The 20551-nt window shown below is 61.7% G+C and carries 18 protein-coding genes; 7 read left to right on the top strand and 11 right to left on the bottom strand.

Translation table 11 applies throughout. The features are described 5' to 3' along the window. Positions 1 to 128: 128 nt before the first annotated feature. Both NRB16_RS12030 and NRB16_RS12025 read left to right on the top strand, forming a co-directional pair. Positions 129 to 497, top strand: a complete 369-nt coding sequence (locus NRB16_RS12030) for a septal ring lytic transglycosylase RlpA family protein (RefSeq protein ID WP_045487833.1) — start codon at positions 129 to 131, stop codon at positions 495 to 497. Positions 498 to 549: 52 nt separating this feature from the next. Further along, positions 550 to 1596, top strand: a complete 1047-nt coding sequence (locus tag NRB16_RS12025; protein ID WP_045487830.1) for a calcium/sodium antiporter — start codon at positions 550 to 552, stop codon at positions 1594 to 1596. 29 nt (positions 1597 to 1625) lie between these two features. On the opposite strand, the gene NRB16_RS12020 is transcribed toward NRB16_RS12025, so the two are convergent. From NRB16_RS12020 to ptsP, 4 genes are all read right to left on the bottom strand, one after another. Next, on the bottom strand, positions 1626 to 2567 hold the full coding sequence (locus NRB16_RS12020) for an AEC family transporter (RefSeq protein ID WP_045487827.1): 942 nt from the start codon (positions 2565 to 2567) through the stop codon (positions 1626 to 1628). Positions 2568 to 2691: 124 nt separating this feature from the next. Further along, positions 2692 to 4428, bottom strand: a complete 1737-nt coding sequence (locus NRB16_RS12015) for a PTS fructose-like transporter subunit IIB (RefSeq protein ID WP_045487825.1) — start codon at positions 4426 to 4428, stop codon at positions 2692 to 2694. A 15-nt stretch (positions 4429 to 4443) separates the two neighbouring features. After that, positions 4444 to 5385 carry a 1-phosphofructokinase gene (gene pfkB, locus NRB16_RS12010; RefSeq protein WP_253116331.1) on the bottom strand — a complete coding sequence of 314 codons (942 nt, stop codon included), beginning with the start codon at positions 5383 to 5385 and terminating at the stop codon, positions 4444 to 4446. Then, positions 5386 to 8250, bottom strand: coding sequence for a phosphoenolpyruvate--protein phosphotransferase (ptsP, locus tag NRB16_RS12005; RefSeq protein WP_257106223.1), 2865 nt, complete (start codon positions 8248 to 8250; stop codon positions 5386 to 5388). 335 nt (positions 8251 to 8585) lie between these two features. Between ptsP and cra the strand changes: the two genes are divergently transcribed. After that, positions 8586 to 9569, top strand: a complete 984-nt coding sequence (cra, locus tag NRB16_RS12000; protein WP_045487817.1) for a catabolite repressor/activator — start codon at positions 8586 to 8588, stop codon at positions 9567 to 9569. Then, entirely contained in the window at positions 9566 to 10375 is an 810-nt protein-coding gene (locus NRB16_RS11995; RefSeq protein WP_257106243.1) for a TatD family hydrolase, read from the top strand. Before cra ends, NRB16_RS11995 begins: the two co-directional genes overlap by 4 nt. Before the next feature lies 1 nt (position 10376). On the opposite strand, the gene ampE is transcribed toward NRB16_RS11995, so the two are convergent. The 3 genes from ampE to NRB16_RS11980 all read right to left on the bottom strand — a co-directional run bounded on the left by ampE (position 10377) and on the right by NRB16_RS11980 (position 14096). Further along, positions 10377 to 11213, bottom strand: coding sequence for a regulatory signaling modulator protein AmpE (ampE, locus tag NRB16_RS11990; RefSeq protein WP_257106222.1), 837 nt, complete (start codon positions 11211 to 11213; stop codon positions 10377 to 10379). Continuing rightward, the gene (gene ampD, locus NRB16_RS11985) at positions 11210 to 11776 is read right to left on the bottom strand and encodes a 1,6-anhydro-N-acetylmuramyl-L-alanine amidase AmpD (protein ID WP_045487811.1); all 567 of its coding nucleotides are present in this window, start codon (positions 11774 to 11776) and stop codon (positions 11210 to 11212) included. The genes ampE and ampD overlap by 4 nt, the downstream gene beginning before the upstream one ends. 88 nt (positions 11777 to 11864) lie before the next feature. Further along, positions 11865 to 14096 (bottom strand): DUF1631 domain-containing protein, encoded by a 2232-nt coding sequence (locus NRB16_RS11980; protein ID WP_253139345.1) that lies wholly within the window; start codon positions 14094 to 14096, stop codon positions 11865 to 11867. A 358-nt stretch (positions 14097 to 14454) separates the two neighbouring features. Here NRB16_RS11980 and nadC point away from each other — a divergent pair, with 358 nt between their 5' ends. Genes nadC through NRB16_RS11965 form a run of 3 tightly spaced genes read left to right on the top strand, consistent with a single transcriptional unit; the run spans position 14455 to position 17700 of the window. Then, positions 14455 to 15303: a carboxylating nicotinate-nucleotide diphosphorylase gene (gene nadC / locus NRB16_RS11975; RefSeq protein WP_045487801.1), complete on the top strand. Its 849-nt coding sequence runs from the start codon at positions 14455 to 14457 to the stop codon at positions 15301 to 15303. Positions 15304 to 15337: 34 nt separating this feature from the next. After that, entirely contained in the window at positions 15338 to 16411 is a 1074-nt protein-coding gene (locus tag NRB16_RS11970; RefSeq protein ID WP_257106221.1) for a TIGR00266 family protein, read from the top strand. Positions 16412 to 16452: 41 nt separating this feature from the next. Further along, a complete protein-coding gene (locus tag NRB16_RS11965; RefSeq protein ID WP_257106220.1) occupies positions 16453 to 17700 on the top strand; it encodes a VWA domain-containing protein in 1248 nt (415 codons plus the stop codon). A gap of 47 nt (positions 17701 to 17747) precedes the next feature. Here the strand turns inward: NRB16_RS11965 and NRB16_RS11960 are convergent, their stop codons facing one another. The 4 genes from NRB16_RS11960 to NRB16_RS11945 are packed head-to-tail and all read right to left on the bottom strand — an operon-like array spanning position 17748 to position 20481. Next, entirely contained in the window at positions 17748 to 18326 is a 579-nt protein-coding gene (locus tag NRB16_RS11960; protein WP_045487792.1) for a TerD family protein, read from the bottom strand. 37 nt (positions 18327 to 18363) lie between these two features. Then, positions 18364 to 18939, bottom strand: coding sequence for a TerD family protein (locus NRB16_RS11955; protein ID WP_045487790.1), 576 nt, complete (start codon positions 18937 to 18939; stop codon positions 18364 to 18366). A gap of 27 nt (positions 18940 to 18966) precedes the next feature. Continuing rightward, entirely contained in the window at positions 18967 to 20004 is a 1038-nt protein-coding gene (locus tag NRB16_RS11950; protein WP_045487787.1) for a TerC/Alx family metal homeostasis membrane protein, read from the bottom strand. Positions 20005 to 20031: 27 nt separating this feature from the next. After that, positions 20032 to 20481 carry a tellurite resistance TerB family protein gene (locus tag NRB16_RS11945; RefSeq protein WP_045487784.1) on the bottom strand — a complete coding sequence of 150 codons (450 nt, stop codon included), beginning with the start codon at positions 20479 to 20481 and terminating at the stop codon, positions 20032 to 20034. Positions 20482 to 20551 lie beyond the last annotated feature (70 nt).

Genomic DNA, 20551 nt, shown 5'->3' with positions numbered 1-20551 from the left:
GAAGGATTTAGCCGCGAAGGTTTCGCAGCTAAATCGGATCGCCGCCCGGCCGCTCCTGCAAGACGGGTGATCTGTTGCAGCCCATACAGGCTCATGCCTGGCGTAATAACCCGAGAAGGATAATCTCCATGCGCCGATTGCTCATTGCCTGTTCCCTGCTTTCCCTGCTGGCTGGCTGCGCCAGCCACACCATTGACCCGCACGGTTACGACCAGATCGGTACCGCGTCCTATTACGGCAACGCCCACCATGGCAAGCGCACCGCCAGCGGCGAGCCGTTCGACCAGCATGCCCTGACCGCCGCGCATCGCCAGTTACCCTTCGGCACCCGGGTCAAAGTCACCAACCTCAACAACGAACGCAGTGTCGTGCTGCGGATCAATGACCGTGGCCCGCACACCCGCGGCCGGCTGATCGATGTGTCCCGCGAAGCCGCCGAGCAACTGGGCATGCTGCGCAGCGGAACCGCCAAAGTCCGTATCCAGAGCCTGGAATGAGGGCCTTGCCATTAGCTATCTGATTGCTCTGCCCCCCCAACTGCTGCTGCAATTGGCCAGCGGCCTGCTGTTGCTATTGATCGGTGCCGGTTTGTCGGTACGCGCCGCTGTCGGCCTGGCCGCCCTGTTACAGGTGCGTGCGCTGATCATCGGCCTGACCGTCGTGGCCCTGGGCAGCAGCGCACCACAGCTGTCGGTGGGCTTGCAGGCGGCCTTGACGGCAAGCCCGGATATCGCGGTGGGCAGCGTGGTCGGCGGGCATATCTTCAATATGCTGGTCACGCTGGGATTGTGTGCACTGATCATCCCCTTGCGTGTGCCATTGCAGGTGGTGCGTATCGATATACCCTTGCTGATTGGCGCCTGCGTGCTGCTGTTCGTACTGGCACGCAACGGTGAAATCAGTACGCTGGACGGCGTGATACTGCTGCTGGGCCTTGCCGCCTGCCTGTTGATCATCCTGCGTCAGGCCAGCCACGGCGCACGACACGGGCATTACCAGAGCACCGAACAGTTGAGCCGTCGGCCACAGGCAGCCAAGCACTTGCTGATGCTGGCCGCAGGCCTGACGGCGCTGGTCAGCGGTGGCCATATGCTGGTCGAGGCGACCGTGGTGATCGCCATTCACCTGGGCCTGTCAGAGCGCATCATCGGTTTGACCCTGATGGCGGTCGCCACCTCGATCCCGGCGCTGCTCACCTCGTTGATCGCAGCCCTGCGCGGCGAACGCGACATCGCCGTAGGCAACGTGATCGGCAGCAGCCTGTTCAACCTGCTCGGCGTATTGGGCCTGACCACGCTGGTCGCTCCACAGCCGCTGTCAGTCTCGCCCAACTCACTGGTCTACGACCTGCCGATCATGCTCGGTGTGACGGTACTGTGCCTGCCGCTGTTGCATTCCGGGCTGCGTATAGACCGCCTCAAAGGCCTGCTGCTGCTGGCGCTCTACGCACTCTACGGGCTGGACATCATCGGCTTCAGCACCGGCTCGCTGCAGGCCGAACGCCTGGAAAGCCTGATGCTACGCTTCGTGCTGCCGACACTGACCGCTCTGGTCTTGCTCGGCATGCTGCGCAGTTGGTGGCGCCAACACCGATAGCAGCGCAGGCGCTCCCCGCCTGCAACTGCCTAGATCCAGCCACCCCACTGCAACAGGAAGATTCCGATGTTGGTGGTCACTGCGGCCGCCAGGGTGGTCAGCACAATGATCGCTGCCGCCAACTCGTAGTTGCCATTGGCCGAGCGGGCCATGATGTAGCTCGACGCTGCGGTCGGGCTGGCGAAGTACAGGAACAGAATGCCCAGCTCTGCGCCCCGGAAACCATAAGCCCAGGCCGCCAGGGTACAGATCAGCGGCAGCCAGACCATTTTCATCAGGCTCGCGCCAACCGCCATTTTGCCGCTCTTGCGCAGCGAGGCCAGCGACAGGGTGCCACCGATACAGATCAGCGCCAGCGGCAGGGTCATCTGCGCCAGATAGTTGGCCGAGGTTTCGAACCAGGTCGGCAGGCGCACACCGTAGTAGGCGAACGGCGAAGCGACGATTACGCTGATGATCAGCGGGTTGGACAAGACGCTCTTGATCACGCTCCACGGGTCGGATTTGATCACCGGGCTATACACCGCCAGGATCATGGTCGACAGCGCGTTGTAATAGAGGATGACCATCGCCGCGAGGATCGCCCCGACCGAGATGCCATGGCTACCGTACATGCTCGCCGCCAGCGCCAGGCCGACCACGCCGTTATTGCCACGGAATGCGCCTTGCACGTAGACGCCGCGGTCTTCGAACGGAATGCGCCAGATCGCCCAGCCCCACAGCAGGGCGAAGCTCAACAGGGTCGAGAGCGTGAAAAAGATCAGCAGGTCAGGCTGCAGGGCGGTGCTCAGATCAGCATGGACAATGCCCATGAACAGCAACGCCGGCATGGTGACATTGAACACCAGCGACGAAGCGGTAACGATGAAGCCGTCATTAATGGCGCCGATACGCTTGAGAAACACGCCCATGAACAGCATGGCAAACACCGGGGCGGTGACATTGAGTGTTTCAAGAAAAATTGCCAGCATGCCCCACACCCCGTCCCGTCGTTAGGTGACTAATGATAAGCCAAGTACGACATCATATGTGACAGGGTTTTACAGAAGCAGGCGCCAGCCGCGACACGACTGACGCCTGTATTGCCACGGCAACTCAGCTCTGCGGCGCCACTCGCAACTCGACCACATCCGGGCGTTTAAGCATGGCGTAGAGCACACCGGTCAGCAGGCTGCCGGCAACGATGGCCAGCAGGTACAGCAAGGCATGGTTGATCGCGTTGGGGATCAGCATCACGAACAGGCCGCCATGCGGCGCCATCAGCTTGCAGCCAAAATACATCGACAGGGCGCCGGTCAGGGCGCCCCCGGCGATGCTTGCCGGAATGACCCGCAACGGGTCTTTGGCGGCAAACGGGATCGCGCCCTCGGAAATGAAACACAGGCCCAGCACGAAAGACGCCTTGCCGGCCTCTCGTTCACTCTGGGCAAACTTGCGCCGCGCAAGCAGGCTGGCGATGCCCATGCCGATCGGCGGTACCATACCGGCCGCCATCGCCGCCGCCATGGGCGCGTAGCTCTGCGATGCCAGCAAGCCGACCGAGAACGCATAAGACGCCTTGTTGATCGGCCCGCCCAGATCGACGCACATCATCGCGCCAAGCACCACACCGAGCAAAATGGCGTTGGCGGTGCCCATGGTTTCCAGAAACTGGGTCAAGGCACTGAGCATCCCTGCCACCGGCCGCCCCACCACGTAGATCATCATCAGCCCGGTAAACAGGCTGGCCAGCAGCGGAATGATCAGAATCGGTTTGAGTGCTTCGACGCTGGCCGGCAAACGCGCATAACGGTTGATCAGTTGCGCGCTGTAGCCGGCCAGAAAACCGGCGACGATCCCGCCAATGAAGCCCGCACCGAGGGTACTGGCCAGCAAGCCGCCGATCATCCCCGGCGCCAGCCCCGGCCGGTCGGCGATGGACCAGGCGATGTAACCGGCCAGCAGCGGCACCATCAGTTTGAACGCCGCCTCACCGCCAATCTGCATCAGGGCCGCCGCCAGAGTGCCCTGCTCCTTGAACGCTTCGATGCCGAACACAAACGACAAGGCAATCAACAAGCCGCCGGCCACCACCATCGGCAGCATGAACGACACACCCGTCAGCAGGTGTTTATAGACGCCATTGCCCTCGCTCTTGGTCGCTGCCGCGCTGGCTTTACCGTGGGTTTCGACCACTGCCTCGCTCAATGCTTTGCCGAGGATCGCTTCAGGTTGCTTCAGGGCGATACCGGTACCGCAGCGGTAGATCCGCTTGCCGGCGAAGCGCTCGGTGGCCACTTCAATATCGGTGGCCAGCAGCACCACATCGGCCTGTTCAATGGCCTCGGCGCTCAATGGGGTACGGGCACCGACCGAACCCTGGGTTTCCACTTGCAGCTCGTGGTTCAGGCGTTTGGCAGCCTGTTGCAAGGCCTCGGCGGCCATGAAGGTGTGCGCCACGCCGGTCGGGCAGGCGGTGATGGCCACAATACGCGCGCCCTGCGCGGCTGACTGCACGGCCGCCGCCGGGCTGCTCGCCGGCTGGAAAGGTTGTGCCTGCGCGGCGGCGCCCTTGAGAAACCCTTCGGCATCCTGCAACGCCTGAGCGGGCGCAGCCTGGTATAAGCGTTTGCCGGCAAACCGGCTCAGATCCAGAGGGCCGGTGTACACGGCAACCACCAGATCGGCCTGCTCGATGTCTTGCGCCGACAGACAACGCTGCGGCTTGTGCGGGTCGACCACCTCGACGCAGGTCGACCAACCCAGGCGCTGGGCTGCCGCGTCCAGCAAGCGGGCGCTGAGTACGCTGCTGATCTTGCCGTTGGGGCAGGCCGTGACTATGGCTAATTTCATTACCCTTTCCTCTTGTTATTCTTCGCTCAGGCTGCGCACGGTCACGCCGCTCGCCAACGATTCAAGTTGTGCGGCATCGCTGATGCCGAACCCGATCTGGGTCACCGCCAACGCCGCGACTGCCGTGGCGGTGCGCAGCGCCTGTTGCGGCTCATGGCCATTTAGCAGGCCGTGTAACAGCCCCGCCAGCAATGAGTCACCGGCCCCCACCGTACTGGCCACACGAACCTTGGGCGGTCGCGCATGCAGCGCTGCGCCAGCGCGGAACCAGCACAGCCCCTCGCCACCCTGGGAAATCACCACATGCTCGATACCGTGGCGCTGCAGCTCGCGGGCCGCCGCCGTCTGCGCGGCAACGGAGTCAAGCGGCACAGCAAGCACCTGGGCCAGCTCTTCGGTGTTGGGCTTGATCAGCCACGGCGCAGCTTGCAGACCGGCGCGCAGCGCCTCGCCACTGGTGTCGAGGGCCACTTTGACACCCTGCTTGTTGAGCATGCCCAGCAAGCGTTGCAACCACTGTGGCGTTACGCCGCGCGGCAGGCTGCCGGCCACCACCACCGCGTCGAACTGTCCGGCGATCCGCTCGATACGCTCAAACAGCGCATGCTGCGCCTCGCTACCGACCTCAAGACCCGGCCCGTTGATATCGGTGATTCGCCCATCGGCTTCGGCCAGCTTGAGATTGCTGCGCGTCTCGCCCGGCACCCGGACAAACGCATCGACAAAGCCGCGTTGCTCGAACAATCGATCAAACGCCTGAGGGTTATCCAGGCCAAGAAACCCCGACACGGTCAGTTGATGGCCCAGATCAGCCAACACCTGGGCGACGTTGAGTCCTTTGCCCGCCGCATGGGTGTGCATCGCCTCGCTGCGATTGACCTCGCCGATACGCAGTTGCCCCAGCTGGACGGTCAGGTCCAGTGCCGGATTGAGAGTAACGGTCAGAATCCGCGCCATTCAGAGAGCCTCCACCAGTGTACGCACGTGTGTGGCGCTGCTGGCTTTCAGCGCCTCCCGGGCCAGTGCCTGAGCGCTCGACAGGCTGAGTTCGCGCACGCAGGCCTTGACCTCGGCAATGCTGCGCGCCGCAACGCTCAGCTCATCCACCCCAAGACCGACCAGCACCGGCACGGCCAGCGGATCGGCGGCCAGCTCGCCACACACGCCGACCCACTTGCCTTGGGCATGCGCCGCCTTGACGGTCATGTCGATCAATTGCAGGACCGCCGGGTGCAGGCCGTCGGCCTGGGCTGACAACGTCGGGTGACCCCGGTCGATGGCCAGCGCGTACTGGGTCAGGTCATTAGTGCCTACGCTGAAGAAGTCCACCTCCTGGGCCAGTACCGGGGCCAGCAGGGCGGCAGATGGCACCTCGACCATGATGCCCACTTGCAGATCGCTGACCGGAATCTCGCGGCGCAGGCGCTCAACCATGTCGCGGCCCTGACGCCATTCTTCGACACTGCCGACCATCGGGAACATGATCCGCAGCGCACGGTTATCGGCAGCGCGCAGCAGGGCACGCAATTGCGCCTCCATGATCTGCGGGCGCTGCAAGGTCAGACGGATGCCGCGCACGCCGAGGAACGGGTTCTCTTCCTTGTCGATGGGCCAGTACGGCAGCGGTTTGTCGCCGCCAACATCCAGCGTGCGCACCACCAGCGCACGGCCGCCCAGATCATCCAGCACCCGCCGGTATTCGAGTTCTTGGGTCGCTTCGTCCGGCGCCTGGTCATGAGCCATGAACAACAGCTCGGTACGCAACAGGCCAATACCCTCAGCACCCTGCTCCACGGCTGCCGGTGTGCCGCTGCTGTCGCCGATGTTCGCACACACCTCAACCCGATGACCGTCGCGGGTCTGGGCCGGCTCAAAGCGTGCAGCGAAGGCAGCCTTGAGGCGCTGCTCGCGGGCGTCACGCTCATCAAGGGCGCGCTGCACCACAGCCTGATCCGGTGCCACGGTCAGGCGGCCACGTTGCGCATCGAGCAGCAACGGCGTGCCCGGCTCGATCAACAGCACCTGCTCACCGGCGCCCACCAGCGCGGTGATGCCCAGCGCACGAGCGACAATCGCGCTATGCGCCGTGGCGCCACCGCGTGCGGTAAGAATGCCGGCTACCCGTTGCGGGTCGAGGCGCGCCACATCGGACGGGCCAACCTCATCAATCACCAGCACATAAGGTTGCTGCGGTTCGGCGACCTGCCGCACACCGCACAGATGGCCAAGCACCCGCCGACCGACGTCGCGCAGGTCAGCAGCCCGCTCGGCGAGCAGGGCGTCATTGAGTGCTTCCTGGCGCGAGGCCGCCGACTCGATAACGCCATCCCAGGCGGCGGCGGCGCTGGCACCGCTGTCCAGGCATCGCAATACCTCGGCGCTCAGTTCCGGGTCGTCGAGCATTTCCTGATGGGTAACAAAAATCTCGCTGATCGCCTTGGCCTGGCTGCGCTGAATCAGTTGGCCGAGCTCGTCGCGCACCTGAGCCAGGGCGTTGTGCAGACGCTCGCGCTCGGCAGCCGGCGATTGGCCTTGCTGCGGGTAGTCGAAGGTCGGCGTTACCTGCACATGGGCCGGCCCCAAGGCAATGCCCGGTGACGCCGCCACCGCAGCGATCACGGCACCGGCCGACGGCGCCGCTACGCTAAGAGGCGTAGCCGCCTGCAACACGGGCGCAGCTGCAGGTACGGCAGCCAGCGGCTCGACCTGCTCGCCCAAGCCCTGCTCCACAGCCGCCAGCAACGCCGGCAAGGCATCGCTGGCAATACTCGGCTCAGCCACGAACTCCAGGGTCTGGCCACGGCGGGCCCCCAGGCTCAGCAGCTTGCTGAGGCTCTTCGCCGACACCGCGGTTTCGGCACTTTCCAGTACCCGCACGCGAATCTCGCCATCAAAGCCCTTGGCCAGTTGCGCCAGCGCTTTGGCCGGCCGGGCATGCAGACCGTGGGCGTTGGCCAGAACGATCTGTGCAGCAGGCCACTCGGGCGGCACCTGCCCCCCCAGCGCCTGCAACACCGTGCGGCTATTGGTGGCCTGGCCCAGTTCCTGGCCGCGGCCCTCGATCAGCAAGGCACATAGACGCTCAAGCAGCGCCTGGTGCGCCTCGCCCAGGCTGGCCAGACAGAACAAGCCAGTCAACGGCTGGCCCAGGTAGCGCAGAGGCTTGTCCGGGGTTACAAACGCCAGCCCCGGACGCTTGACGGTCTGCTCACTGTGCAACCACCACAGGCCGTCACCCAGTGGCAGGGCTTCGACCTGCTGCAGGATTGCGGCAAAACCGTTATTGACACAATCGGCCTTGCGCAATAACCGCGCGCCCCGCCAGACCAGCTCTTCGAAATCCTCCACCGACAGGCCCAGGCTGATCATCTGCGCATCCAGGGCCAGTTCCTGCGGGGCGCCTTGCAATAGCTTGAGCAGATCCTCTGGCGTTCTGGCGGCACGCAATGACGGTCCCAGATCATCTTCGCCCAGCGCCCGGGTCAATAATTGCAGCAGGCGCAGGTGCTCATCGGAGGTGGCCGCGATACCGATCGCCAGATAGACGATCTGCCCATCGCCCCAGTCCACCCCCTCGGGAAACTGCATCAGACGCACCCCGGTGGTGTGCACCTGATCACGGGTCTGCGGGGTGCCGTGAGGGATGGCAATGCCCTGCCCCAGAAAGGTCGAGCCCTGTTGCTCGCGATCTTGCAAGCCTTGAAGATACCCAGGGGCAACCAGACCGTCAGCCACCAGATGATCGGCCAACAGTTGCAGGGCTGCGGATTTGTCCGCTGCCACCTGGGCCATGGAAATCTGCTCCAGAGCGAGTTCGAGCATGCCTGACTCCTGTTTGGCGCCAATACGCCGCTTGATTCTTGTTTTAGAAATTCTGTTGCACAAATACCGACAGCGTAGAGAACAGATTCACCGTCCGCCTTACAGTTTCAGCGATAAGTGATTAACGTAAAAACTTGCCTGCTGAAACGTTTAATCTAAACTTATGCGGCACATTACTCGATTCTTTGCACAGGTTGAAGCCCACCGGGCCGATTCGCTGCGACGCTCGTCAAATAGTTCGAGCATTCGTCGTCACCCATGGTCTGCTGTAAAGATCACGCCGCTTGGGAGAGAATCCCTGCGGCCATGAGGCAACCAAGACAAAGGAATCTTCGGTGAAACTTAGTGATATCGCGCGTCTGGCAGGGGTTTCAGTCACGACCGCCAGCTATGTGATCAACGGCAAGGCTGAGCAACAACGCATCAGCCCGGCCACTGTGGAGCGAGTGCGGGCGGTGGTCGAACAACACGACTTTCGCCCCAACCCTCAGGCGGCAGGCTTGCGCAGCCGGCACAGTCGCACCCTGGGCTTCATCCTTCCGGACCTGGAAAACCCCAGCTACGCACGCATTGCCAAGCTGCTGGAACAAGGTGCCCGCGCCCGTGGCTACCAGTTACTGGTCGCCAGCTCCGACGATGACCCGCTCAGTGAGCTGCAATTGCTGCAATTGTTCCGCGCCCGCCGCTGCGACGCGCTGCTGGTCGCCAGCGGCTTGCCGGCCAGTGATGATAGCTACCGCCAGTTGCAAAGCCAGGGCATACCGATCATTGCCATCGACCGCGAGATGGACCGTGAGCTGTTCTGCTCAGTGGTCAGCGATGACCAGCAAGCCAGCCAGCAACTGACCCAAAGCCTGCTCAAGACCCGCCCGCAGCACATCGCCCTGATCGGCGCACGCCCGGAACTGAGCGTCAGCCGCGAACGGGCGGCCGGTTTCAGTCAGGCGCTGGAAGGCTTCAGCGGCCAGGTCATCATTGAACAGGGTGATGCGTTTAGCCGCGCCTGCGGACAACGCCTGACCGAGGAACTGCTGCAACGCCTCGGGCACCTGCCTGACGCGCTGGTGACCACCTCCTACGTGCTGTTGCAAGGGGTATTTGATGCCCTGCCGCGCCATGCGACACCGCATCTGGGCACCTTTGGCGACACCCAGTTGCTGGATTTCCTGCCGCTGCCGGTCAACGCCATGGCTCAGCAACACCAGTTGATCGCCGACAAGGCACTGGAACTGGCCCTGAGCGCCATCGAGCAGGAACACTACCAGCCCGGCGTACACGCCATACCGCGCACGTTCAAGCAGCGGATTGGCGAGGTCTGAGCGTGCAGTTGATCGATACCCACACCCATCTGGACTTTCCAGAGTTTGACGCCGACCGCGCGGCGGTGCTGCGCCACAGCCTGAGTCTGGGCGTGCAGCGCATGGTGGTGCTTGGGGTCTATCAACGCAATTGGCAGCGGCTGTGGGAACTGTGCCTGGCCAATCCGGCGCTGTACGCGGCCTTTGGCCTGCATCCGGTGTATCTCGACGAACACCGGCCGCAACACCTCAACGAGCTGGGCGACTGGCTGACGCGCCTCAAAGGCCATGGGCAGTTGTGCGCGGTGGGTGAAATCGGCCTGGACTTCTTTTTGCCCGAGCTTGATCGTCAGCGTCAGCAAGCGCTATTCGAAGCGCAACTGGGCCTGGCTGCGGATGTTGATCTGCCGGTGCTGCTGCACGTGCGCCGCAGCCATGCCGAAGTAATCGCCACCCTCAAGCGCTACAAACTCAAACGCAGCGGTATCGTGCACGCCTTCGCCGGCAGTATCGAACAAGCCCGGGAGTACATCAGGCTGGGTTACAAGCTGGGCCTGGGCGGCGCCGCCACCTGGCCGCAGGCGCTGCGCATGCATCGGGTGCTGCCGCAGTTACCGCTCGACAGCCTGGTGCTGGAGACCGACGCACCGGACATGGCGCCGGCCATGCATGCGCATCAGCGTAACAGCCCGCAATACCTGCCCGATATCTGCCGGGCGCTGGCAGCGCTGATGGGCATCAGCGCCGAGCAACTGGCCCAGGCCAGCACCGCCAATGCCATGCAGATACTAGGCTGGGCCAGCCAGGTTCAAACACCGCGGCAGTGACTCAGAACAGCAGCGTCCACAGGGCAAAACCTGCGTACCAGACAACGGCCGAGCGCACCAGCAACTCCCAGATCAGATCCAGGCTGTTGACCGCACTGATCCCGACAGTCGGCGCCGGTACTTCACTGGCCACACAGCCGATGCGGGCGACCAGACGCGCCGCGCTGATGTTCCAGTTCAGCAGTTCCTGCAACAGTTCCCGGCTGACGGCGGCAAAGTTGCCGACCAGCGCGAAGCTGGCCGCCAGCAGGCGTACCGGGATCCAGTCGAAGGCATGGCGCAATTGCCCGGCACGCTCAGCCACTGGCTTGCTGCTGGCCTTCTCGGCGCTCAGCGCCAGCAAGCGATACGCCAGCGCAGCCACGGGACCGAGCAGGGCATACCAGAAAATTACCGCGAAAAAGCCTTGGTAGGCCTGCCACAGCAGTTGCGCCTGCACACCGGAGATCAGTTGCTGTTCATTGTCGGCCTGGACGTGCAGATCCCGTTCGGCGACATGCACCGCCGCCTGCACATCACCGCGTCGGCACGCATCACGAAACGGTCCCAATGCGGCGAGCACATCACCGCGGCCCAGGCTGTAGATCAACACCAGCAGGTGCACCGGCAACAGCATCCAGCCGTAGGCAACCGAACCAATGATCAGCATGGCCAGGTGCAACACCAGCACCGGCAGCAATACGACCAGCGCCAGTACCAGCCAGGGCTGCCGCGCGGTACGCGGCGCCGCTTCGAGCCGTGCCAATTGCTTGAGCCAGGCATCGTCACGCTGGACCTGTCGGCGCAGAGCAGAAAATTTTTCGATCACAATTGCCAGCAACAACACCAGAAAACTCATTCGTTACCCCCACACACCTGCTGCACAGCCTGTCGAAAACGCTCCCAGTCGAAGCACGGCCCCGGATCGGTCTTGCGCTGCGGGGCGATATCACTATGCCCGCAGATACGCTCGACGGTGATGCCCGGCCAGGCCTGGCGCAGCTGCCGGGTCAGCTCGACCAACGCCGTATATTGCAGATCGGTGAAAGGCTGATCGTCGGTGCCTTCCAGCTCGATGCCGATGGAAAAGTCATTACAGCCCTCACGCCCCTCGAAGCTTGACACTCCGGCGTGCCAGGCACGCTCCAGACAAGACACGAACTGGCTGACTTCACCATCACGCTCGATGAGAAAGTGCGCTGAAACACGCAGTTCGGCAATGCCTTCGAAATACGGATGCGCGCCTGGGTCCAGACGGTTCTGGAACAAGGCCTGGACATGGCCGGTCTTGAAACAGGCGGGCGGCAGGCTGATATTGTGGATTACCAGCAGCGAGATTTCGCCTGCGGGCCGCGCATTGAAGTTGGGCGACGGGCAGTGGTTGATCCCGCGACACCAACCGCTTGCGGAGTCCAGTTGCATGAACACTCCTTGATGGACGTTTGGACAGCCGCCAGTATGCCCTTGCCAGGGCGTTTTGCGACAGTTGCAGAACGCCCTCCACTTGTGTTCAGGCGCCCTTGCCCCTGCGCAGGTTGCCCATGACCGAGGCCAGCGCACGGTCAAACAACAAGGAATCGTCCAGCACTCGCACCGAGCCGCGGCGGAACTCCACCGCCAGGCCCATACGGGTCTTTTCCAGGACTTTCATGCCAGTGCGGTTGACGAACACATAGCGGCCACCCGGCTCGACGATGGCGGCCAGCTTGCAACGCAGCTTGTGCTCTTCATCCTCCTGAATCTCGACCCACATCCCGACATTAAGCCGGTTGACCTGCAGCAGACCGGCGTCATCGACGGGCAATGACTGCAGCGGCTCGCTGAACAGTTGTTCTTCCGGCGCAATGAGGACGATTTCCTCGACCACATTGATCATCGGCGCAGCGTCATCAGTTGCCAGCGGCGCTTCGGTCGCCCCCTGCTGATGCCGCGACAGACGCTGCAGTGCCTGCATGTGCAGCACTTCCAGCTGGCTGAAAAATTCGCTGGTGGCAAAAGGGTCGAAGGCCGCACTGGCCAGCCCTTCGCGCAACACCTTGAGCAGCCCCGGGACCTGCTCAAGCAAACGCTGGCGAGCCTCGGGTTCCTCGTGCGGCTCGACGCTCCAGATCAGATCGTCCACGGCATCAAGGCCGGCCTGCCATTCCTGGGAGACCTCACCGTGCTTGAGGCAGGTCAGCAGCAGCACCTTGCTCCAGGCTTCCTGAAGCAGGCGCACAACAACCTGCGGCAGGGTTCGGCCCAGCAGCCGAAGGTTCAGCTCCTGCTGCACACGCTGACGGGCCAACTCAGCTCGCGAACGGCCTTCTTCGGCATCGCGGGTGCGTTGTTCAAGCAACTCGCTGCGGCGCCGCTCATCACTGGTAAAGGCGAGGAAATCCGCCAACAGCTCGGAGAAGATCGCCGTGTCGTCGACAAAGTCATTGAGCAGCCGCTGGACGATATGCTCGACCCGCAGGTACAGCGAATCACGCTGATAGTCATCACGCCCGCCCCAGCCCAGCGCGGCAGACGCGATCTCGTTGAGCAGACGACGCGCCGGATGGCTGCCACGGCTGAAAAAGCTTTTGTCGAGCACCGCGACCTTGAGCATCGGGATCTGTAACCGGCCGATCAGCGCACGCAGCGAAGACGGCAGATTACGGTCGTCCAGGATGAATTCGAACAGCATCGAGATCAGGTTGATAACGTCTTCATCGCCGCCACCGACGATCCGTGACTTGCCGCTGCGCACACTGACGCGGGTCAGCAGTTGTTCAAGCTGCTGACGCAGGTCGAAGTCTTCGACCTCCTCGCCAGACGGTACGTACTGCTGCAGGTGCGACAACAGGCGCAGCAGGTCCTGACTGGAAATCGGCCGGATTTCGGCATTGGAATCATGCCGAGGTGCCAGGCTGCCACGCAGATGCGCCAGCAGTTCCTGCATTGCCTCGAAGACTTCCTGAACGCCTTTGTCGAGCTTCTCGGTAGCCTGAACCAGCGCCGGATCTTCCAGCCGCGCAGTACGCTGCTCGCGCTGCCCGCGATCGGTCATGCGCCGCGCCGGCAGGGCTTTCATGTCAGGCAGGATGCCCGTGGCGATCAACAACTGGTTGGCTTCTGCGTACAGCTGATCGGCATCGGCCAGAACGTATCTCTCGAACAGCTTGAGGATGATCAGCTTGACCCGAATTTCCACCCCGAAGCTGCGCGCCGATTGCAGAAAGAAATCGCACAGCAGCATGGGCCCCAGCGGATTGCTCTGGTCGGTGATGGGCTGGGGGACCAACTGGTTCAGGCGCGCGGTCAACTGACCAAGGGCCAGGCTGTCGCGGCTCATGACCTTGGTCACCATGGCATCAACCGCCACGGTGCGCTCCAGATCGTCATTATTGACCAGTTCCAGCTTGTCGAAGACCACTGGCCCCGGCAGCACAGGCTCGGCGACCTGGTACTGGCCCAGAACCAGAAACGCTTCGTAGAACTTGTCGACGAAGGTTCGCTCGATGCTCTTGCGCTTGAGGCGCAGATCACGCATGGCCTCGAAGAAGTGGTTCTGCTCGCTGTTGTTACGCGCCCGATCAGCCATCTCGAAGAGGGTGTCGTCAGCATTGTCAAACAGCCTCTGCAAGGCGTCCTTGAGCTGCTGCGCAGCCTTGTCGCGCACCTGCAACAACACGACAGGCAAGCGAGCCAATGGCGTCTGGGTCGCCTGCAACGGCACCGCTTTGCTCAGTGGCACAACCTTTTCGTCGCTTTGCATTGTATCTCCTGACAGGAATTGGCTCTCGGGTGCACCTGGAAACTGCTGGCGTTACACCCGCAGAGGCTGTGTGAAACGACTGCGCTCGGCCTTGGCAGCTCAAACCCACAACCAATGTCAATCTCATGACGTCAATTACAAGTCGTGATTATCTTGCAAGATCCGTTCGCAATTCCATAGGGGAATCCCTGCCTCCCCCCGTAGACCACAAATTTGCTGATCTGTCGCAAACAGCGCCCTGAAACCGACCAACTGTCATGCGCCGCCCCGGCAAAAAATCGCCGGTCAAGGCCTGCCATGGGTGGGTAGCGGCAGTGGCGTGCCTTATACTCGGCCGACTTTGTGAGTGGAGCCCGCTATGCCGAATGTACGACTTGCTGCCCTGACCGCTGAAATCGAAGCCAACGTCCGTCGTGCGTTGCTTGAGGATGTCGGCAGCGGCGACATCACTGCCCAGTTGATCCCGGAGAGCCGTCTGGCCAAGGCCACGATCATTTCTCGCGATAATGCGGTGATATCCGGCACGGCCTGGGTCGATACCGTGTTCCGCCAGCTTGATCCACGGGTTGCAGTGCACTGGCAAGTTGCCGACGGTGACCGGGTCAACGCTGACCAGATTCTGTTTCATCTTGAGGGGCCGGCCCGTTCATTGCTCACCGGTGAACGCAGTGCGCTGAACTTCCTGCAGCTGTTGTCCGGTGTCGCCACCCGCGCGCGGTTCTTCGCCGACCTGGTAAACGGCACACAAGTGCAATTGCTCGACACCCGCAAGACCCTGCCGGGCCTGCGTCTGGCACAAAAATATGCAGTTACCTGCGGTGGCTGCCATAACCACCGCATCGGCCTTTACGATGCATTCCTGATCAAGGAAAACCACATCGCCGCCTGCGGCGGCATCCCTCAGGCCGTTGCGGCCGCACACAAGATCGCGCCAGGCAAACCGGTCGAGGTGGAAGTCGAGAGCCTTGATGAGCTGCGCGAAGCGCTGGACGCCGGCGCCGATATCATCATGCTCGACGAGCTGAGCCTGGATGACATGCGCGAAGCGGTGCGCCTGAACAATGGCCGCGCCAAGCTCGAAGCCAGCGGCGGCATCAGCGAGCAGACCTTGCGGGTGATTGCAGAAACGGGGGTGGACTATATCTCTATCGGCTCGATGACCAAGGATGTCAAGGCGGTGGACCTGTCCATGCGTCTGAGCCTGTAAGGCAGCCATCGCATCTATAGCAGGAGTCAGCACCATGCAACAGTGGTTCGTAGTGAATGCGGGCAAGCAGTTGGGCCCGATGGATGACGCAGCGGCTCGACTGATTGCCCGGGAAGCACCGGGCGCCTGGTGCTGGACCGCAGGCATGGCCGATTGGCAGCTGATTTATCAGGTGCCACAGGTGCGTGCCGTGAAAAAGGACGGCATCACGCCTTTCCCCGACCCGACTGCTGACATGCTGCAGCCTCGGCCCACTGCAGTGCCGCCGCACAGTGCACCGCCCGCACAGCCCTCCGCCCAACCGGTTCCAGCGGCAGCCAGCCCGGCGTCTGGCGCCTCCAGTGGTTATGGCGCCCTGGCAGTGACCGAGGGCGTTGACTTCAAGCTGTACGGCAGCGAGACGCAGTTCGTCGAGCTTGAGCTGGACCGTGGTGAAAGCGCCGTGGCCGAAGCCGGGGCGATGATGTACAAGACCTGCGACGTACAGATGGAAACCATCTTCGGCGACGGCAGCAGTCAGTCCTCCGGGCTACTCGGTTCATTGTTCGGTGCCGGCAAGCGCATGCTCACCGGCGAAAGCCTGTTCACCACGGTGTTCTCGCAACAGGGCGCAGGCAAAGGCCGGGTGGCCTTCGCTGCACCCTACCCCGGCACCATTCTGCCGCTCAACCTGCGCGATTTCGGCGGCAAGCTGGTGTGCCAGAAAGACAGCTTTCTGGCCGGGGCCAAGGGCGTGTCCATCGGCATCCAGTTCCAGAAAAAGATCCTCACCGGGCTGTTCGGCGGTGAAGGCTTCATCCTGCAGAAACTCGAAGGTGACGGCTGGGTGTTCGTGCATACCGGCGGTACGGTAAGGCGTATCGAGCTGGCACCTGGGGAATCGCTGGATGTCGATACCGGTTGCCTGGCAGCCATGACCCAGAACGTCGATTACGACATCCGCATGGTCGGCGGTATCAAGTCGATGCTGTTCGGTGGCGAAGGCGTGTTTTTCGCCCGCCTGACCGGTCCCGGCACCGTCTGGCTGCAGAGCCTGCCCTTCTCGCGCCTGGCCGGACGCATGCTGGCGGCCCTGCCGGCTGGCAGTGTGGGCCGCAGCGAACGCTGATCGCTGCAGTCAAACGTCCACGTCAAACTCCAGGAGGCGCCATGCTGATTTCCCAAGGACAACGTGTCCCGCTGTCGAACCTGATCTCGGGCCAGACATTGACCCTGACCCTCGCCATCGACTCGCCACATGTCATTGACTATGTGTGCTTCGGCGTCGACGCCAACGGCAAGCTGTCAGATGATCGCTACATGATCTTCTTCAATCAGCCGGCCAGCCCGTGCAATAGCATCCAGCAGCAAGGCAATGAGTTTCGCCTGAACCTGAGCAGCCTGCCGGCCAGCATTGATCGGCTGGTGTTCACCGCCTCGATCGATGGTGCAGGCACCATGCAGCAGATCCGCGCCAGCCACTTCAGTATCGGCGAGGCGGGTCGCGAGGTTGCCCGCGGCGAGTTCTCCGGCAGCAGCTTCAACGCCGAAAAAGCGATCATGGTCATTGACCTGTATCGCAAGAACGGTGAGTGGCGGCTGGCTTCCAACCTGCAGGGCTACAACGCAGGGCTCGATGCCCTGGTGGTGCATTTTGGCGGCGAGGTCGCCGATGAGCCTGCTCCGGCGCCGGCACCTGTCGTGGCGGCCGCGAAAATTTCTCTGGAAAAGAAAGTGGCCGAGGCGGCTCCACAACTGGTCAGCCTGGCCAAGAAAGCCCAGGTCAGCCTGGAAAAGGCGCAGTTGACCGATACCCGTGCCCGGGTCGGGCTGGTGCTGGATGCTTCCGGCTCCATGAACGGCCAGTACTCCAGAGGCCATGTCCAGGAAGTCGTTGACCGTCTGTTGCCGCTGGCAGTGCATTTTGACGATGACGGCGCGCTGGATTGCTGGGCCTTTGCCGCAAAGCCAATGCGCTTGACGCCGGTCACCTTGAGCAACTTCCGCGATTTCATCAAGACCGACCATGGCGGCTGGCGCGACTGGGAACTGGGTTCACGGGTCAATAACGAACCCAAGGTCATGCGTCAGGTGATCGACTTCTACAAGCAGTCTGGCGACCGTACCCCGGTGTATATCCTGTTCATCAGCGATGGCGGCGTATCGCAGAACCGCGAGATCATCAAACTGATGAGCGAAGCCGCCAGGCTACCGATCTTCTGGCAGTTTGTCGGCCTGGGCGGGCATGGTTACGGGGTTCTGGAGAAGCTCGACGACATGGAAGGCCGAGTGGTGGATAACTGCAATTTCTTCGCCCTCGACCGACTGGACGAGATTGCTGAAGAGAAACTCTATGACCTGCTGATGGAGGAGTTTCCTGACTGGCTGAAGGCAGCCAAAAGCGCAGGAATTCTCTAATAAAAAAACCGCCATCGAAGATGGCGGTTTTTGTTTACCGATCAGGATCAGCCGATCGATACACCATGAGCTTCAGCCAGTGGCTTGAGGCCGCCGGCGAAGCCCTGGCCGATGGCCTTGAACTTGAACTCGTCGTTGTGACGATACAGCTCACCGAAGATCATCGCGGTTTCGGTGGAAGCATCTTCCGACAGGTCGTAACGGGCGATTTCCTTGCCGTCAGCCTTGTTCACAACGCGGATGTAGGCGTTGGAAACCTGACCGAAGCTCTGCTTGCGTGCATCGGCGTCGTGGATGGTCACAGCGAACACCAGCTTCTTCACGTCGGCAGCCAGGCCGGTCAGCTTGACCAGTACCGACTCGTCGTCGCCTTCGCCAGCGCCGGAGCGGTTGTCGCCCAGGTGCTCGACCGAGCCATCAGCCGACTTCTTGTTGTTGTAGAAAATGAAGCCGCTGTCGTTCAGCACCTTGCCATTTTCACCAACGACGAAGATCGAAGCGTCGAGGTCGAACTCGGTACCGTCAGTCACGCGAGGGTCCCAGCCCAGGCCAACAGTGATTTCCGACAGACCAGGAGCTTCTTTGGACAGAGAGACGTTGCCGCCTTTGCTCAGACTTACAGCCATTTGCGTGTTCCTCCAGTGAATACAGATAAAGCCTGAATCAGAAATTCAGGCCGAGATTGTTGGCAACAGCGCGCAGGCCACCGGCATAACCCTGGCCGACAGCGCGGAATTTCCACTCGCCATTGTTGCGGTACAGTTCGGCGAACAGCATGGCGGTTTCGGTCGAGGCATCTTCAGCCAGGTCGTAACGTACGATCTCGCTGCCGCTTTTCTCGTTGACCACGCGAATGAACGAACCACCCACCTGACCGAAGTTCTGCTTGCGCGAATCGGCGTCATGGATGGTGACCACGAACACGACTTTCTCGACGTCGGCCGGTACGCGGCTCAGGTCGACCTTGATCACTTCGTCGTCGCCGTCACCGGCACCGGTACGGTTGTCACCGGTGTGCTCGACGGAGCCATCAGCGCTCTTGAGCTGGTTGTAGAAAATGAAATCCGCTTCACTGCGGACCTTGCCACTGGCGCCGATCAGGAAAGCACTGGCGTCCAGATCGAACTCCTGACCGTCGGTGGCGCGTGGATCCCAGCCCAGGCCGATCAACACATTGGTCAGGCTCGGGTCAGTCTTGGACAGCGAAAGGTTGCCACCTTTTTGCAGAGTCAAAGCCATGATTGGGTAATCTCCTTTTTCCAGTATTTACGCTTTTGCAGCCGGTTCTTCGTCTTTGGCCGGGAACAGTACGCTGGCCAGAATACCGATGGCCAGTACAACCATGACGACGATCAGGCTGGTGTTCGGGCTGATGCCGTAGCCGTGGCCGAAGATGTGATCGGTTGCGTTCAGGCCCAGTTTGAAGGCGATGAAGAACAGCAACGCAATAACTGCTTTTTCCAGGTGCACCAGGTAGCGCTTGAGTGCTTCGAGGACGAAGTACAGGGTACGCAGGCCCAGGATTGCGAACAGCATCGCCGAGTAGACGATCAGCGGCTCACGGCTGACAGCGATGATCGCCGGTACCGAGTCGAAAGCGAACAGCACGTCGGAGATCTCGGCCACAACCACACACAGAAACAGTGGGGTTGCAAACAGAGCACCTTTGGCCGCCAGAGTGATACCGGCGTTTTCAGGCTTCTTGATCTCTTCTTCGAGTACCGAACGGCGCACGAAGAAGTTGTGGCCGTGCAGCTTTGGCCAGACCGGGAACAGTTTCTTGGCGAAGCGGTAAGCCATGTGCTGCGAGTAGTCGATCTCTTCGTCGTCGTCATCGCCGGCACGCAACATCATGATTGCGGTCCAGGCAACGATGATCGCAAACACCACTTCGACCCATGGGCCCAGGGCCAGCAGGCCGGTACCGATGGCCACGAAGATGCCGCGGAACACAATGGCGCCCATGATGCCCCAGTACAGAACACGATGGCGCAGGCCATCGGGAATCTTGAACCAGGCGAACAGGGCCATGAACACGAACAGGTTGTCGACACTGAGGACTTTTTCCAGCGCATAGCCGGTAAAGAACAGGGTCGAAACTTCTGAGCCGTGCTGGAAGTACAGGAACACGCCGAACGCCACCGAGATGGCGACCCAGAAGATCGACCACAGAGAGGCCTGGGTCAGGGTGATCGGCTTGTTGCCGCGGTGCGAAAAGAGGTCGATGATCATCGCGCCAACGGCAAGACCGATAAATACGGTCATTGTCAGGGGCGGGAAGCCGATAGCAGTGCTGCTTTCCATTTAACAGAGTACCTCGAGGGATATAGATTACAGATCGAAGTCGGCCGGGTTCAGGCCCAGTTCGCGACAAATGATCCGGCACACCTGGCGCTCGCTTTCTTCGAAACTGCCGTCGGCACCACCAATGGCGCAGCAGACGCGAATCAACAGACGCGCAGCATCTTCCTTGTTCTTGATCTTGCCAATGGTCTTGAGTGCTTCGGCACGACCGATCTCGACATCGAATTCGAACTTGGAGCAAGCATCCTGGAAGGCCTTGATGACATCTTTCATGTCAAAGGCTTTGAGTTCCTGGGAGTTCTGGATGAAACCCGCCATCTTCTGCTTCTCGGCGGAGCTGATATCACCATCAGCAGCCGCGACCAGCGCACATCCCGACACAACCGCATCAAGGAATTCGCGGTTCTTGTACTTCGAGACCTCAGAGGCGAGTTTGTCACGCGCCGCTGTTGCATTGCTTTTCAACCAGTCCAGCATTCTATCCCCCTTTGGAGCGGCACGGCCGCCCCAACACTCTTAATTACGGAATCCACGTGGGCACCTCTAA

This window comes from Pseudomonas sp. LJDD11 (genome assembly GCF_024584215.1).
Classification (GTDB): domain Bacteria; phylum Pseudomonadota; class Gammaproteobacteria; order Pseudomonadales; family Pseudomonadaceae; genus Aquipseudomonas.
This window is presented reverse-complemented; position numbering and strand designations above follow the sequence as displayed.